10 protein-coding genes and 2 pseudogenes are annotated in these 16,236 nt (G+C 61.8%); 6 read left to right on the forward strand and 6 right to left on the reverse strand.

Annotated features, from left to right (window positions below):
* Window positions 1–19: 19 nt before the first annotated feature.
* Together SYN65AY6A5_RS10200 and SYN65AY6A5_RS10205 are read right to left on the reverse strand one after the other, a co-directional pair.
* Window positions 20–1,786: an ABC transporter ATP-binding protein gene (locus tag SYN65AY6A5_RS10200; protein ID WP_099884364.1), complete on the reverse strand. Its 1,767-nt coding sequence runs from the start codon at window positions 1,784–1,786 to the stop codon at window positions 20–22.
* 59 nt (window positions 1,787–1,845) lie between these two features.
* Window positions 1,846–3,024: a 1-deoxy-D-xylulose-5-phosphate reductoisomerase gene (locus tag SYN65AY6A5_RS10205; protein WP_099835688.1), complete on the reverse strand. Its 1,179-nt coding sequence runs from the start codon at window positions 3,022–3,024 to the stop codon at window positions 1,846–1,848.
* A gap of 182 nt (window positions 3,025–3,206) precedes the next feature.
* On the opposite strand from SYN65AY6A5_RS10205, the gene SYN65AY6A5_RS10210 reads away from it, so the two are divergent.
* Window positions 3,207–4,487, forward strand: a complete 1,281-nt coding sequence (locus tag SYN65AY6A5_RS10210) for a trypsin-like serine protease (RefSeq protein ID WP_099884618.1) — start codon at window positions 3,207–3,209, stop codon at window positions 4,485–4,487.
* 86 nt (window positions 4,488–4,573) lie between these two features.
* On the forward strand, window positions 4,574–4,759 hold the full coding sequence (gene rpsU, locus SYN65AY6A5_RS10215) for a 30S ribosomal protein S21 (RefSeq protein WP_011429105.1): 186 nt from the start codon (window positions 4,574–4,576) through the stop codon (window positions 4,757–4,759).
* A 62-nt stretch (window positions 4,760–4,821) separates the two neighbouring features.
* Here the strand turns inward: rpsU and SYN65AY6A5_RS14710 are convergent, their stop codons facing one another.
* A complete protein-coding gene (locus SYN65AY6A5_RS14710) occupies window positions 4,822–4,956 on the reverse strand; it encodes a hypothetical protein (protein ID WP_276307362.1) in 135 nt (44 codons plus the stop codon).
* A 453-nt stretch (window positions 4,957–5,409) separates the two neighbouring features.
* Between SYN65AY6A5_RS14710 and treZ the strand changes: the two genes are divergently transcribed.
* Complete coding sequence (gene treZ / locus SYN65AY6A5_RS10225) at window positions 5,410–7,248, forward strand: malto-oligosyltrehalose trehalohydrolase (protein ID WP_240531030.1); 1,839 nt, start codon at window positions 5,410–5,412, stop codon at window positions 7,246–7,248.
* On the opposite strand, the gene SYN65AY6A5_RS10230 is transcribed toward treZ, so the two are convergent.
* Entirely contained in the window at window positions 7,245–8,759 is a 1,515-nt protein-coding gene (locus tag SYN65AY6A5_RS10230) for an FAD-dependent oxidoreductase (RefSeq protein ID WP_099812586.1), read from the reverse strand. The genes treZ and SYN65AY6A5_RS10230 overlap by 4 nt on opposite strands.
* A gap of 16 nt (window positions 8,760–8,775) precedes the next feature.
* Window positions 8,776–10,104, reverse strand: coding sequence for a four-carbon acid sugar kinase family protein (locus SYN65AY6A5_RS10235; protein ID WP_099812587.1), 1,329 nt, complete (start codon window positions 10,102–10,104; stop codon window positions 8,776–8,778).
* 207 nt (window positions 10,105–10,311) lie between these two features.
* On the opposite strand from SYN65AY6A5_RS10235, the gene phoU reads away from it, so the two are divergent.
* The 3 genes and pseudogenes from phoU to clpB all read left to right on the forward strand — a co-directional run bounded on the left by phoU (window position 10,312) and on the right by clpB (window position 16,131).
* Window positions 10,312–10,953 carry a phosphate signaling complex protein PhoU gene (phoU, locus tag SYN65AY6A5_RS10240; RefSeq protein ID WP_099812588.1) on the forward strand — a complete coding sequence of 214 codons (642 nt, stop codon included), beginning with the start codon at window positions 10,312–10,314 and terminating at the stop codon, window positions 10,951–10,953.
* A gap of 168 nt (window positions 10,954–11,121) precedes the next feature.
* A pseudogene (locus tag SYN65AY6A5_RS10245) lies at window positions 11,122–13,296 on the forward strand (ribonuclease R family protein).
* 192 nt (window positions 13,297–13,488) lie between these two features.
* On the forward strand, window positions 13,489–16,131 hold the full coding sequence (gene clpB / locus SYN65AY6A5_RS10250) for an ATP-dependent chaperone ClpB (RefSeq protein ID WP_099884369.1): 2,643 nt from the start codon (window positions 13,489–13,491) through the stop codon (window positions 16,129–16,131).
* Between the two features lie 9 nt (window positions 16,132–16,140).
* Here the strand turns inward: clpB and SYN65AY6A5_RS14715 are convergent.
* Window positions 16,141–16,236 (reverse strand): annotated as a pseudogene (locus tag SYN65AY6A5_RS14715) (sulfur reduction protein DsrE); the annotation flags it as partial.

Consider the following 16,236-nt stretch of genomic DNA (forward strand, 5'->3'; position numbering starts at 1 on the left):
AGGGATTGCCGCCGTCAAATTAGGCCAGGGCTTCCTCCAGCTTCTGCTTGGCCCACAGGGAAGCGTAGAGGCCCTTCTCGTCCGCCAGCAATTCGGCATGGGATCCCTTCTGCACGAGGCGGCCCCTGTCCATCACCCAAATCTGATCGGCTTCCACCGCAGCCGTGAGGCGATGGGTGATGAAGATCACCGTTTTCTGGGCCGTGACCCGACGCAGATGGCGAAGAATGGCCTGAGCCGTCTGATTGTCCACGCTGGAGAGAGAGTCATCCAGGATCAAGATGGGAGCATCCACCAGCAAAGCCCGGGCCAAGGCCACCCGCTGCCGCTGGCCGCCAGAAAGGGTGATGCCCCGCTCTCCCACCAGCGTGTCGTAGCCCTTGGGAAAGGTGAGGATCTCGGCGTGGATGTGGGCGGCTTTGGCAGCCCATTCCACCTCCCAATCTTCGGCATCTGGCTTGCCGTAGCGAATGTTATCCCGGACCGTGGCGCTGAACAGGAAGCTCTCCTGGGGCACATAGGCGATGGCCCGGCGCAGGGATCCCAGTTGGAGCTGGGTGATGTCCTGCCCATCCAAAAACAGTTGCCCCGGCTGGATCTCCAGCAGGCCGGGCAGGGCATTGGCCAGGGTGGATTTGCCCGCCCCAATCGGCCCCACCACCGCCACCAATTGGCCCGGCTCGACGCAAAAGTGCAGATCCTGCAGCGCCGGCGTTGCGGATCCTGTGTCGGCATAGGCAAAAGTCAGGCCCCTGGCCTCGATACGCCCCTGCACCTGTTCCAGAGGTAGGGGTAGAGCCTGGGGAGCATCGCGGATGGTGGGCTCTACCCGCAGCAGGGCGTCGATCCGCTCCAGGCTGACCTGGCCCCGCTGGTAGGCAGTGATGGTAAAGCCCAGCAGAGTGGTGGGAAACACCAGCCGTTCCACGTAGAGGGTGAGGGCAGAAAAATCCCCAATCGTCAGCGTCCCGGCGGCAATCTGGGGTCCGCCCACCGCCAGCAGCAGCAGCAGGCTCAGGCTGACCAAGGCCACCAGGGAAGGAAAAAGCAGGTTGCGGGTGAGGGCCAGGCGCAAATTGGCCTGCAGCAGCCGCTCGTTGCGGCGGCGAAACTCCCTCTGCTCGTGCTCTTCCTGGGCATACACCTTGATCAGGGCAATGCCGTTCATGTCCTCCTGGATGAGATCGCTTAGATCCGCCAGCTCCTGCTGCACCTGGAGCTGCTCCTGCTGCAGACGGGAGCTGCTCAACTTCACCAGCACCAGCATCACCGGAAACACCGATAGGGCCAGGGCGCTCAGACGCGGCTCAATGCCAAACATGGCCGGCAAGGTGGTGCCGTAGGCAAAGATTGTGTTGGTCGAGTTGAGCAGGGCAAAGCCCAACAGGCGGCGGACATTTTCCACATCGCTGGTGATGCGGGTGAGGATATCCCCAACCGTCTGCTGGGCAAAGTAGGAAGGCTGCAGCGTCAGCAAATGCTCGAAGATGGCCTGCTTGAGGCGGAACTCCACCTGCCGCCCCACGCCAAACATCCACACCCGCGAGGCAATGCGAATGCCCATCATCAGGCTGGAGACGATCAACACCGTCAGGGCGTAAAGTGCAATGCGCTGCGGCGACAGGGCGGCCAAGTTCTGGCTGAGATCGTCGATGGCCAGCTTGACGTACCAGGGCAGGAACACCCCCAGGCCGTTTACCACCAGCAGGGATCCAATGCCCAGAGCCACCTGCCGGCGATAGGGGCGCAGATAATGGGCCAGTTGTCGGAGATGGGATCCCGCCACTCAGGTGCTCCTCAAGCCTTTTCCCACTCTAGCCCTGTGCCGGATCCCCCCGGTAGGGATCAGGCCAGAACTTGGGCCGGGGCCTGCTGCGCCAGCAGCTCCACCTGTTGCCGCGCCCAGGCATCCACTTCCAGAATGTCCTCCAGGCTGGGGGCAGGGATGACCTGGTGCCGCTCGCACACCTGCTCCAAAAGGCGAGGGATGTCCAAAAAGCGGATGCGCTCCTGTAGGAAGAGGGCCACCGCCGCTTCGTTGGCGGCATTCAACACTGCCGGCAGGGTTCCTCCTGCCTGTCCAGCAGCATAAGCCAGTTGTAGGCAAGGGTACTTGCGGTGATCCGGAGCCTTAAAAGTGAGGGATCCCAGCTTGACCAAATCGAGGGGATCCCAAGGGGTGGCTAAGCGCTCCGGCCAACTGAGGCCATAGAGGATGGGCAGGTGCATATCCGGCCAGCCCAACTGGGCCAGAACAGAAGTATCTGCCAGCTCGATCAAGGAGTGGACAATGCTCTGGGGGTGGATGAGGACCTCGATCCGGTCATAATCCAAACCAAACAGCCAGTGGGCCTCGATCACCTCCAGGCCCTTGTTCATCAGGGTGGCTGAATCAATGGTGATCTTGCGCCCCATCACCCAGTTGGGGTGTTTGAGGGCGTCGGCCAAGGTGACCTGATCTAGTTTTTCGGCAGGCCAATCCCGAAAAGCTCCCCCGGAAGCCGTCAACAAGATCCTGCGCAGGGATCCCGGCGGCACCCCCTGTAGGCATTGAAAGATGGCCGAATGCTCCGAGTCCACCGGGATGAGCTTGACGCCGTACTCTCGTACCAGGGGCAGCACCACCGGGCCGCCTGCCACCAGGGTTTCTTTGTTGGCCAGGGCAATGTCTTTGCCGGCGCGGATAGCGGCCAAGGTGGGCAAGAGGCCGGCACAGCCAACGATCCCGGTCACCACCCGCTGGGCCGCCGGGTGGGCCGCCACCTGACACAGCCCCTCCGTTCCCGCCACCAGCTCCGGCAGCGGCCGCATCCCGGTCAGCAGGGATCGCAGCTCCGGCAGCAGCTCCTCCCGCCCGATGGCTACAATTTGAGGCCGAAACCGCCGCACTTGCTCGGCCAAGAGAGTGACGTTGCTGTAGCTGGTCAAGCCGACAACCCGAAAGCGCTCCGGATACTGAGCCACCAAGTCCAGAGTTTGGGTGCCGATGGAGCCGGTGGAGCCGAGCAGGGTGATGGCTTGCATACTTTAAGGATCCCTTTGCACCTAGCTAAAGAGCGTAACACTCTTTCAGCGCAGACTCACCCTCCCGCAGCCTGCCCAAACAAGGAGTCTTGGAGGCTGGGCGCAGGAGTCCCAATCTTTAGGCTTCCTCGGTTGGCAGGATATGCTTGGCTAGCATAACCGTCTGGCCTTGGAGAATGACCATGCTTTATCCTTTGCGCTCCCATTTTCCCTTTGGCCTGGCCCACTTTTGGTCTGTTCTGGTGGGGTTGGGTTTGGCCCTGAGCATAAGCGCCTGTGGCGGCGGGGGTTCCAGTCGCCCGCTTCCCCCAGTCTCAGCTCCTCCCACAGGACGAATTGAGGGATCCCATTTCGACGATCTCAACGGCAATGGGCTGCGGGATCCGGGGGAGCCGGGGCTGCCGGGCATCACCACCTTTCTGGACTTGAACAGCAATGGACGCCTCGATCCAGGGGAACCCAGCACTGTCAGCGATGCCAACGGCAACTTTCGTTTCTCCAACTTGTCCCCCGGCACCTACCGGGTTACTGCCATCTTGCCTCCAGGGCGAGTGTTCACCACGCCGCGCCCAGGAGCGGGGCGGATTGTCGGTGGTAGGCCGGCTCAGCCGGGAGCCTTTCCCTGGATGGTGGCCTTGCTAGACGCGACTGAACCGGATCCTTTTCAGGCGCTGTTTTGCGGGGGATCCCTGATTGCCCCGGAGTGGGTGCTTACCGCCGCCCATTGTTTTTTCGACTTGGAGCAAGGCCAGCAGGATGTGAATGCACGCAACCTGGATCTGTTGTTGGGAACCACCCGTCTGCAATTGGGCGCTGGCCAGCGCATTCGCGCCGCGCAAATTGTTATCCACCCCAACTTCGACCCCCGACGATGGCCAGAGGGGGGGAATGACATTGCCCTGGTGCGCCTCTCTCGGCCAGTGGCCCTGCCTACCCTGCCGCTGGTGCAGCCCAACCAAACCAATCTGACTGCCCCTGGTACTCTCGCCACCATCCTCGGCTGGGGAGCCACCTTCCCCCTCGTCCCTGGCCAAAGGCCCAGTGGCTTTCCTCTGGATCTGCAGCAGGCTGAAGTTCCCATTGTCGCCAACGAGGTGTGCAACGCGCCCCAGTCTTACGACGGCATCATTCTAGACACCATGCTCTGCGCCGGTTTTCCTCAGGGGGGTGTGGATACCTGTAAGGCCGATAGCGGCGGCCCTTTGCTGGTGCCCAGCGGCGCTGGCTTTGCCCTAGCCGGGATCACCAGTTTTGGCAGAGGCTGCGCCCAGCCCAATTTCTACGGGGTGTACACGCGAGTGTCCAGCTTTGTGGGTTTTGTACAATCCGTAATCGGCAGCGCCCCCAGCCCAGCGCCAACGCCTTCTCCGCCGCCTTCCACCGGAACAACGGCCTCGTTTGTCGTAAATTTGAGAGAGGGTGAGGCGGTTTCGGGCCTCAACTTTGGCAGCCGCGCCCTGTAACCGTCAGCAGCAGGGCGGAGATGGTTTAGGATAGGGATCCCGATTGTGCTTTCGTTCTACTCATCGACGGAGGAGATAGCTTCTTTATGACTCAAGTGACGATTGGCGAAAACGAAGGGATCGAATCGGCGCTGCGCCGCTTCAAGCGCCAGGTCTCCAAGGCGGGCATTCTGCGGGATCTGCGCAACCATCGCCACTTTGAAACCAACCTGGAAAAGCGCAAGCGCAAAGCGGTAGCCATGCGGCGCAACCGCCGTAAGTCCATGGCCTAGGCAATTCTCAGTAGTCTGAACTTGGCTTGTGGCTATACAAGGTAGCCAAACCAGGGTTCGGCTTAGTTTTTCGGATCCCCAACGAGGCTAGCCTTCAGGGATCCGCTCAACACCTTAACTTCCAGCACCAGTTTCTCGCCGGCAAACCTCTTCGGCAAGGGAGGAAAGGGGGCGGAGCGCCGAATAGCGCTGAGCACGCCTGCATCCAGAAGGGAATCCGCCGAGGGGGTTTGCAGGTGCAACTTCCCCTAGGGTTCTTTTGAGCCAGGTGCCCTCTTGCCTGGCTGGCTCCTTCTCAGCAGGGGAAGCAGGAGAGTTTAGGTTCTTTGACACTCCCACCCAGGGGATTCTTACGCAGCTCAAAATGGACTCGCGAAGGCGCTTTCAACACGCCCCTAGACAGTTCTTTGAGGCATAACCTCAAAGTTCTGCTTACTTCGGACTTAAGTTCCTCCAGGTTAGTTATTGCCGCGCGGGTTTTGCACCGCAGTAGGTCGTTTTCCTGGAGAAGCTCTGTACTAGCTAAAAGAAGCAACTAAAGTTGCTCAAGGGCTTTTCCGCCCCGTACTAAAGTACGGGGCTACCAAGCTATCCTTTTGTGTAGGGGAGCAAGGCGCTATAGTAGAAGCCAAGTTGTGCAGACAGGTTTCGTGCTTCAGACTTCTCCTCCGCTCGGACGGATGGGCGCCTATCCCTTGGGGCAGGGCCGCTATCGCTTCTCGGTATGGGCGCCCTTAGTCGAACAAGTGGAGCTGAAGATAATCAGCCCTGTCCAACAGGTTATCCCTCTCAAGCAGGAGGAGCAGGGCTATTGGCAGGCGGAGGTGGAGGGGATCCCGCCGGGGCCGGTGGACTACCTCTACCGTCTGCACACCGCAGCGGGGGTGGTGGAGCGGCCAGATCCCGCTTCCCGCTGCCAGCCCTACGGCGTCCACGGCCCATCGCGGGTGGTGGATCCCCACTTCGACTGGCAGGATCAGGGCTGGCGGGGGATCCCGCTCTCCCAGTGGATCCTCTACGAGCTCCATGTAGGCACCTTTACCCCAGAGGGCACCTTTGCCGCCCTGATCCCTCGCCTGCCGCACCTGGTGGAGCTGGGGGTCAACGTGCTGGAGCTGATGCCGGTGGCCCAGTTTCCGGGGGAGCGCAACTGGGGCTATGACGGCGTCTATCCCTATGCCGTGCAGGCCAGCTATGGGGGAGCAGCGGGCCTGAAAGCACTGGTCAACGCCTGCCATCAGCAGGGCCTGGCGGTTGTTTTGGATGTGGTCTACAACCACCTGGGGCCGGAGGGGAACTACCTGCGGGACTTTGGACCCTACTTCACCGACAAGTACCGCACTCCTTGGGGAGAGGCCCTCAACTTCGACGACCGCTCCTCCGACGGCGTGCGGGAGTTTTTCCTGCAAAATGCCGAGTACTGGCTAGAGGAGTTTCACCTGGACGGCCTGCGGCTGGACGCGGTGCACGCCATCTACGACTTCAGCGCCCACCCTTTTTTGCAAGAATTGGCGGAGCGGGTAGATGCCCTAGAAGCGCGCAGCGGCTGGCCTAGGGTTCTGGTAGCGGAAAGCGACCTCAACGATGTCCGCCTCATCACCCCCCGCGAGCAGGGGGGCTACGGGCTAGATGCCCAGTGGTGCGACGACTTCCATCACTCGGTTCACACCCTGCTGACCGGGGAAAAGACAGGCTACTACCAAGACTTTGGCCAATTGGAGCACCTAGCCAAGGCCTACCGCGAAAGCTACGTCTATTCCGGCCAGTACTCCCCCTACCGCGGCAGGCGCCACGGCAATTCCGCCATCGGCAGGCCGGGATCCCAGTTTGTAATCTGCATCCAAAACCACGACCAGGTGGGCAACCGCAGGCTGGGAGAGCGCCTCAGCCAGCTGACTTCTTTTGAAGGTCTCAAGTTGGCTGCCGCTGCTTTGCTGCTGGCCCCCATGCTGCCGCTGCTGTTTATGGGGGAAGAATACGGGGAGGTGGCGCCGTTTCTGTATTTTGTCAGCCACGGGGATCCCGACCTGGTGGAAGCGGTGCGGCAGGGACGGCGCCGCGAGTTCAGCGCCTTTGCCTGGCAAGGGGAGGTGCCGGATCCCCAAGCGGAAGAGACTTTCTTGCACTCGAAGCTCAACTGGGAACTGGGCCACGCCGGCCATCACCAGGTCTTGCGGCGGTGGTACCAAACCCTCATTCACTTGCGCAAGACCCTGGCGCCGCTGCAAAACCTGGAGCGGAACTCGGTGGAGGTGGAGCTGTTTGCCCAAACTGGCCTGGCCCTGCACCGCCACCAGGGATCCCAAGCTGTCCTGGCCCTGTTGAACTTCAGCCCCGACCAGGTGGTCACCTACGCCCAATGGCCCGGCGGCAGTTGGCAGAAGCTTCTAGATAGCGGCGACCAGGGATCCTCCCTGCCGGCAAAAAACCAAGGGGAGCCCGTTGAGATACCGCCCTATGGGGTGGTGGTGTACGGCCAGAACACCTAGGAGAGGTGATCCCGGCCGCAGCCGTAGCGCCAGGCCTCGCGCCGCCGCTTCCAAAAGTAGTCTTGCGGGGTTGCTTCTGGGCGGTCAGCTAGCCTTTGCAAAAGCTCGTAGAGGCCGAGGGCGCCGAAGTGGCCCGCCCATTCCACCAGCTCCGGCAAGCCCAGCCGGGGCAAAAGCTCGACTACCAGCCAGGGATCCCGCCTCATCACGCCCCACAGCGCTTGGGCCAAGCCGCCCAACTGCACCACATCCTGCAAAAAGGGCTGCACCACCTGGGGGCCGGCGGCCATCATGGCCTCAAACACTCTGCTCAACAAGCGGTTAATGCTGTTGGGATCCCAGTTTTTCTCCGCCAAAGGGGGGATCATCGCCTTCTGAAACAGCCAGGTCACCGCCAAATTGGGCTGGTAGGGCTGCAGCAGGGCCAGGGCCGCCCGGTCGAGCTGCCGCTGCGCCAGGGCCTCGTGGATCCCCTGTTGCAGGCGATCCAGGTGGCGCAACATCGCCCCAAAGCCGCCAAAGCTCAAGGGCGACTGGCTGCCGCTGCTGTCTCCCACTGCCAAGAGGCGATCCCAGGGCAGTTGCAGCGGGCTGCGGCGGTAGGCGGGGAAAACGCCACCCAGCTTGCGCACCCAGCGGATCTGCGCCAGCTCGGCCCCCTGGTAGGCAGGGAGCAGCCGGCAGTAGTCCTGCCACAGCCTCTCCAGACTGGGTCGGCGGGGATCCCGGTCGCAGTAGGTAAACAAGTAGGTGGTGCGCCCATCGCGGGCGGGGAAAGCTTCCCAAAAGGGCTGGTAGCCGTTCTGGGCGGGGGTAAAGCTGTAGAACAGATCCCCAGTGGGTTGGTCGGGCAGCCCCTGGGCACAGGATCCCACCACCAGACAGACGCTGTCCGGCGGCTGCCCTTGGCGGGCCTGGGCCACGATGGGGGAGCGGTGCCCCATGGCATCCACCAGGAGCTGGGCGCTGAGCTGGCCGGTGGTGGTCTGGATGCGGATCCCGTCGGGGTGGATTGTGGCGCCAAGAAAGCCAGTTTGCTCCTGCAACTGCCCTCCCCAGTCTAGGAAGTGCTGCTTGAGGAACTCCAGCAAGCTGACCGGATCCACGCCCACATTGAGCACCCCTTCCACCCACCAGGTGGGGCCCTCCCCAAAGCCAATGCGCCCTCGGGGGTAGTGGGTCACCTGGATTGCCTCCCACTCTGTCGGGGTGAGCAGCTCCAGTTCTAACAACACCTGCAGCTCCTGCCGCGAGGTGTTCCACTCCTGCTCCCGCCCCCGCAAGATGCCGCGCTCGATCAGGATCACCCGCCAGCCTCGCCGGGCCAAAGCCGCCCCCAAGAGAATCCCCAGGGTGCCGCCGGCAATCACCACATCGGCATCCCGGCTGCCCAGGCGCTCAGAACAGCGGTGCACCACCGCCGGAGGCAACACCGTTGGCCCCTGCCGCAGGGATCCCCACCAGGCCTCCAAGGCAGGCAGAGCTTCAGGGGGGGAGATGAGTTCAGCCATGGTGATTTCCTCCAGGCTAGACTAGCCCGCGGCTGTGGAGGCGACGGTGGATTAAAACCAACGTATCCGCCTCGCCCACGTTGCCCGGAAACAGCACCACCGGCAGGTTGGGAAAGCGGGGGTGATCCGCCGGCGTGAGCACCATGGAGATCCCTGGGTAGATCTGCCCCAGCAGCCGCACGGCCGGCAGATTGAGGCCGAGGCTGAGGGTGTCGTTGGAGGTGATGCCGCCCTTGCTGATGAGATAGCCGATCCCTTCCGGCAGCCCCTGCACAATGGCCATCAACAGGCGGGAAACTCTCTGCCCAAAGGCCAGGCGTGCCTCCGGGTTGGCGCCGTCAAACCCCACTTCTTCCCGGCTGGTGTAGACCACCGGTGTCAGGCCCTGCCCGTAGGCGCGGTGGACTTGGCTCAAGAGGGCCGGCAGCAGCTCCGCTTCCCTCCCCGCTTCCAACAGGCGCTTTACCTCCACCTCGATGCCCTGGATCCCTGGCTCCTGCAACAGCCGAGCCAACTGCTGGCTGGACTTTTGCACATGGGATCCCACGATCACCACCCCTGGCCGGTCGGAGCGGACAAACTGCCCCATCTCCTCTGGCGGAACCGGCTGCGGCGGCAACTGGGCCAGGGCCGTCAAGAGGCTGGCGGCGCTGCGAAACAAAAAGCGCTTCCCCTGCTCCAGAGCCGCCCAGACATCCTGGGCAAAACGATCCAGATCCGCCTGGGTTTCTCCATCCACCACACAGCAGACATTCCCCTCCAGCCTCAAAAGCCGCTCCAGACAGCCGGCGCGGATCTGCTCCAGGGTCAGTCGCACCACCTGCTCGGCCCGGATCCGCCCTTGGGTTTTCTCCTGCACATACTCAGGCAAATAGCTGTGGTGGTAGCCAAACACCGCATCGCGGGCAAACTCCGTCTCATGCACCGGGATCCAGCGCTCCCCCACCCGTAGGTAGTGGACACTGTTGCGGGTGATGCGCCCTCCCTCAAAAAAGGCCGGCACCAGAAAATGAGCATCGAAGGGCCCCAGCTCCGCTGCCATCACATCGGTTTCCAAGGGGTAGTGCCCCCGCAAAGTCGAGTCGGAGCGGCTGACGAAAAGGGCCCGCTCCCACCCCAGCTCCCCCATCACCTCCTTCAACGCCCCACATACCGACCGCGTCACCTCCGCTGCCTTCGCCGGGGGCAAAGCCCGAGTATTGGTGAGGATGAAGCGAATCGGCGAACGATCCTGCAACCCCAGCTTCAAGGTCTCCGGATCCCAGCGGGTGAGGAGCAGGCAACTGTGAACGGTTTGGGATCCGGTGGGATCATCGTCCAACACAACGATAGGGGGGAGAGCCATGAGACCGTCTCAATGACAAAGCAACCCGAGAACTCCAGACAGACGAATCCCCCTCAAAGGGCAACCGCTATTTTCATCTTCCCCCAAGTTGGCCATCTTCCCTGCCCCTATTCCAGGCGAAGTTTGCCATGATTGAGATCAACTGGCTCTGGTGATCCAAAACGACTGCAGACATTTCCCCCCTGCCCACATTCATGGGAGAAAGCCATGGGGCAAGCCGAGCTACAACTTCACATCAAACGGGTACAGCAGGATGTGCTGCGCATGGGGGCGCTGGTGGAAAAGTCGGTGGTCTTGGCCCAGCAGGCCCTGTTTGAACAGAACTTGGCCGCCGCCGAACAGGTGATCGCCCAAGACAAGCAAATTGACCGTTTTTATCGTCAAATCGAGAAAGACTGTATTAATTTGATTGCCTTGCGCTCCCCGGTGGCGCGGGATCTGCGCTGGATCAGTACCCTGATGCAACTGGTACGCGATTTGGAGCGGATTGGCGACTACGCCAAAGATTTGGCCGAAGTGGCCCTGCGCTTGGTCATGTACCCGCCGCCCCCGGAGCTGAGCTGCATTCGCCTGATGATGCAGCGCTGCCAGAAAATGCTCAGCCACAGCCTGGCCGCCCTGACGGAGTTGGATGCCGAGCTGGGCCGACAACTGAAGCGGGAAGACGACGCCGTTGATGAAGACTACACCAACCTTTACAATACGTTGGCGCAGCAGTCTGACATCAAGGGATCGATCGAGCCTATCCTGTTGATGTTGCTGGCGATCCGCTACCTAGAGCGTCTGGCCGACCACTGCACCAACATCGGTCAGCGAGTAGCCTTTATCGTCACCGGCCACCGCGACTAATCCAAGTGGCTGCGCCTGTCCCTTAATCGCGGCTCTCATTCCCCCTGGATACCCGCAATGGATTTCTCTCGGATTTTTCATCACTTTTTCTCTCAACCTGCCGAGCAATGGACCGATAAAGACGCGCTGCTTGCCCTCCTGCCAGCCTCAGACCCAGAAGCGCCGGAAATGCTCGAGATTGCCCTCGATGGTCTGGTACGGGCGGGGTTTCTCGAACGGACAGGGGATCCGCCCCGCTATCGGCGTAAGCCGGATGAATCCTTGGTGGTGGGGCGTTTGCGCTGTTCCAGCAAGGGCTTTTGCTTTGCCGTGCGGGATGAACCGGGGGCAGAGGATGTGTATATCCACGGCAGCAACCTTAGCGGCGCTTGGAACGGCGACCAAGTGATAGCCCGGATTACCAAAGAAGGCAATCGCCGCCGCAGCCCAGAGGGAGAGGTGGTAGCTGTTGTGGAACGGGCCAATCCCACTCTCGTGGGCCGCCTCAAACAGACGGAAGAGGGTTTCCGGGTGGTGCCTCTGGATGACCGGCTGCTGTTCGAGCTGGCCTTGACCGAGGGATCCCCTGCCGAGCTGGCGGAAGGTCGGGTGGCCTATGTGGAAGTGGAGCGCTACCCGCTGGGCAACTTGCCCCCCGTGGGCACGATTCGCAAGATCTTGGGCAATGGCCCGGAGGCGTCCATCGATGCGGATCTGGTCTGCTGCAAGTACGACCTGCCCCAGGAGTTTCCCCCGGCGGTGCTGGAGGCTGCGGCAACTCTGCCCAAAAAGCTGAGCCGCTCCGACCAAAAGAACCGTCGCGATCTGCGGGACTGGTTTTGCGTCACGCTGGAGCCGCTGGACTTGCAGCACCCCCACGGCCTCGAGCCCAACGTGGCCGTCTCCCTGCAGCGGCAAGAAGAGGGCCACTGGCTGCTGGGGGTGCACATTGCCGATGTAGCCCACTGGCTGGATCCGGATCACCCCCTGGAGCGGGAGGCGCAGCGGCGCACCGCCACGGTTTACCTGGATAGCGTGGTGCTGCCCCTTTTCCCGCCGGAAGTGCACAGCCGCCTGGCTCTGTTGCCGCAGCAGGAGCGTCTGGCCTACTCGCTGCTGCTGACCATTGACCCCGAAGGGGTGGTGCGCAACTTCGAGATCCACCCCAGCCTGGTGCAGTCGCGGGCCCACCTCTCCTACGGCCAGGTGCAGGCTCTCTTGGCCACCGCCGCGGATCTGGGCCCCGATGAGGAGGTGCCGGAGTTGATGGCCCTGCTGCAAAACCTGCTCCGTCTCAGCCAAGTCCTGCGAGTCAAGCGCCACCAGGCAGGCGGGTTCGATCTGCCCCTGTTGGATTTGCTCACCCCCTACTCTGCCGATGAAAGCGGCTATGGGCCCCTGCTGGTCAGCGATCGCCTCGGCGCCCACGCCCTGATGACCGAAATTCTGCTGCTGGCCAACCAAACCTTGGGCCACCATTTGCGCCAATTGGGGATCCCTTCGTTGGCCCGCGTGCAGAAGCCCCCCACCGCTGAGGCCCTGCAGAACTTTTTGCGTCTGGCCAACGCCATGAAGCTGGATCTGAACTTGCAGGATCCAGAAGCTGTGACGTTAGCCGATTGGCAGCGGATCTGTGCCCGCATCACCGCCCCCGATGTCTTGGCCGCAGGGACTAGCCCAGCCTTGGTGGCCTAGTTGTTGGCTACTCTGCCCCCCGTCGAGTATTGCCTGCAGCCGCTGCAGGAGCCGCTCGGCCATTTTGGCCTTGGCCTCAAAGAGCCCTACGCCTCTTTTACTGCCCCTTTGCGCCGCTATGCCGATTTGCTGAATTTGCGGGCTCTGCACCTAGCCTTGAGCAAAGGACGGGATCGCCGCAGCCCGCGCTCCAAAACCGTGGTGGATCTGCATGGCCCCGGCAGCTACGACCAAATTGATTGGCAGGTGCTGCCGCCAAAAGTGCATGAGGAGTGGCAGGCCTTTCTCCAAGCGCAACTGCCCAAAATCCAGGCGGGATATCAGCTCCATCAACAGGCAGAGCGGGAGCTGATGGGCTTGAAGCGGTGCGAGTTCATGCAAAAACACCTGGGGGAGACGTTCCCCGGCCTGATCGTCAGCGTCCAGAACTACGGCTTTTTTGTGCAGGTGGATCCCATCTTGGCGGAAGGCTTGGTGCGGGTCAGCACCCTGAAAAACGACTGGTACGAATACCGCAGCCGCCAGCAGGCCCTGGTAGGGCGCAAAAGCCGGCGCCAGTTCCGCCTGGGGGATCGGGTGGAGGTGCAGATTAAAAACGTAGACTACTACCGCCAACAAATTGACCTGGCGGTGATCGGCGAGGGACGGCCCTACGAAGAAGAGGAATAAGGCGGGGATCCGTCCATCAATCGCGGTAGGAGGGGACGGTTGTTGCGAACTCCGGCTTTGGCAAAATAGGCGATACCTGGATCGTAGGATGCCAGCAGCGCTTCCCCAAGTCGGCAGCAAGGGCTGAGAGCCCCTTGGCTGCCCCCTGCATTGTCTTCCTATACACTGTAAAAAAACTCCTGCCAAACCCCTATGCAGCCCACCAATCCCAACCAATTTACCGAGAAAGCCTGGAGCGCCATTGTCCAATCCCAAGATGTAGCCCGGCGGCACCAGCAGCAACAGTTGGAAACCGAGCATTTGCTGATCTCCCTTCTGGATCAAGAGGGGGGTCTCACCCAGACCATTTTGCAGCGGGCCGGCCTCGATCCGAGGCTGGTGCGGGATAGAGTGGAAAGCTTTATCAACCAGCAGCCCAAGCTGGCGCGGGTGGATCAGCTCTACCTAGGCCGCGGCCTGGAGACCACGCTGGATCGAGCCGAGGAGTTTCGCAAAGAGTATGGCGATGATTTTATCTCGGTAGAGCACTTGCTTTTGGGATCCCTGGACGACGAGCGGGTGGGCAAGCGCGTTCTAGCACCCCTGGGCTTGACGGTCGAGCGCCTCAAGCCCGTTATCCAACAGGTGCGAGGCAAACAGCGGGTTACCGACAAAAATCCCGAGTCCCGCTACGAGGCCCTGGAGCGCTATGGCCGCGACTTGACCAAGGCCGCCCGCGAAGGGAAGCTGGATCCGGTGATTGGGCGGGACGACGAGATCCGCCGCGTCATTCAGGTGCTCTCCCGCCGCACCAAAAACAACCCCGTCCTCATCGGCGAGCCGGGTGTGGGGAAAACCGCCATCGTCGAGGGCCTGGCCCAGCGCATCAACCGGGGAGACGTGCCGGAGTCGCTGAAAAACCGGCGGGTGATCGCCCTGGATATGGGATCCCTGATTGCCGGCGCCAAGTACCGCGGCGAGTTTGAAGACCGCCTCAAAGCCGTGCTCAAGGAGGTCACCGAATCGGAAGGGCAGATCATCCTCTTCATCGACGAGCTGCACACCGTGGTGGGGGCAGGGGCGGCCGAAGGGGCGATGGATGCCGGCAACCTGCTCAAGCCCATGCTGGCCCGCGGCGAATTGCGCTGCATTGGCGCCACCACCCTGGATGAATACCGCAAGCACATCGAAAAAGACGCCGCCCTGGAGCGCCGCTTCCAGCCGGTGTATGTGGATCAGCCCTCCGTGGAAGACACCATCTCCATCCTGCGCGGCCTCAAAGAGCGCTACGAGCTGCACCACGGGGTCAAAATCAGCGACTCGGCCCTGGTGGCAGCGGCAGTCCTCTCCAACCGCTACATCTCCGAGCGCTTCCTGCCCGACAAGGCCATCGACCTGGTGGACGAAGCGGCGGCCAAGCTGAAGATGGAGATCACCTCCAAGCCCGTCGAATTGGATGAAATCGACCGGCGCATCATGCAACTGCAGATGGAGGAGCTCTCCCTGAAAAAAGAAGATGATGCTGCCTCTAGAGATCGCCTCAGCAAAATTGAGCAGGAGCTGGCCAACCTGACGGAGCGACAACGGGAGTTGAATGCTCGCTGGCAATTTGAAAAAGAGGCTATCGAACGCCTGCAAAGCCTTAAAGCCGAGCGGGACGCCGTCAAGCTTCAAATCGAACAGGCTGAACAAAAATATGACCTCAACCGCGCTGCCGAGCTCAAGTACGGCAAGCTGATGGAATTGGAGCGGCAAATCCAAGAGCAGGAGGCTCACCTGGCCAAGCTGCAGACCAACGGCGAGCCGCTGCTGCGGGAGCAAGTGACTCCTGAAGATATCGCTGAGATCGTCTCCCGCTGGACCGGGATCCCGGTCACCAGCCTGATGGAGTCGGAAAAGCAGAAGCTGCTGCGCCTGGAAGCCCACTTGCACCAGCGGGTGGTGGGCCAAGACGAGGCGGTAGCCGCCGTAGCGGCAGCCATTCGGCGCGCCCGGGCCGGCATGAAGGATCCCAATCGGCCCATCGGCTCGTTCCTGTTCATGGGCCCCACTGGCGTCGGCAAAACCGAGCTAGCCCGCGCCTTGGCGGAGTTCCTCTTCGACAGCTCCGAGGCGATGGTGCGCCTCGACATGTCGGAGTATATGGAGAAACACTCGGTCTCCCGCCTCATCGGTGCTCCGCCGGGCTATGTGGGCTACGAAGAAGGCGGGCAGCTTTCCGAAGCGGTGCGGCGCCGCCCCTACTCGGTGGTGCTCTTTGACGAGGTGGAAAAAGCCCACCCTGATGTCTTCAACATCCTGCTGCAGGTGCTGGACGATGGCCGCATCACCGACTCCCAAGGGCGGACAGTGGACTTCAAAAACACCATCATCATCATGACCAGCAACATTGGCAGCGAGCTCATCCTGGAAATTGGCGGCGACGAGAGCCGCTACGAGGAGATGAAAAGCCAGGTGCTGGCCATGCTGCGGCACCACTTCCGGCCGGAGTTCCTCAACCGGGTGGATGAACTGATCATCTTCCACGCTCTAACCAAAGAGCAAATCCGCCAGATCGTCAGCCTGCAGATGCGGCGGGTGGAGCAGTTGCTGGCGGATCAGCAAATTGAAATTGTCCTCACCGAAGAGGCCAAGGACTACCTGGCCGAGCTGGGCTACGACCCCGTGTTTGGCGCCCGCCCGCTGAAGCGGGTAATCCAGCGGGAGATCGAAAACCCCCTCGCCACCAAGCTGCTGGAAAACGAGTTCCTGCCCGGCGACCGCATCCTGGTGGAGGTGGCCAACGAGCGGCTGATCTTCCGCAAGATCGGCTCTCAGCCCCGCCAAGAGCCGCCTGCTGCTGTAGCCGTCAGCTAGGCCAGTTGGCTAGAGGCTGATCACCTGGTCAGGTGGGTTGTCTTGCAAGGCCGCGTAGAGGTCGGGGAAGCAGCCCACCTGCACCCCTTTGACCACGTTTTTGGG

Origin of the sequence: Synechococcus sp. 65AY6A5 (assembly GCF_002760415.1) — a bacterium.
GTDB lineage: Bacteria > Cyanobacteriota > Cyanobacteriia > Thermostichales > Thermostichaceae > Thermostichus.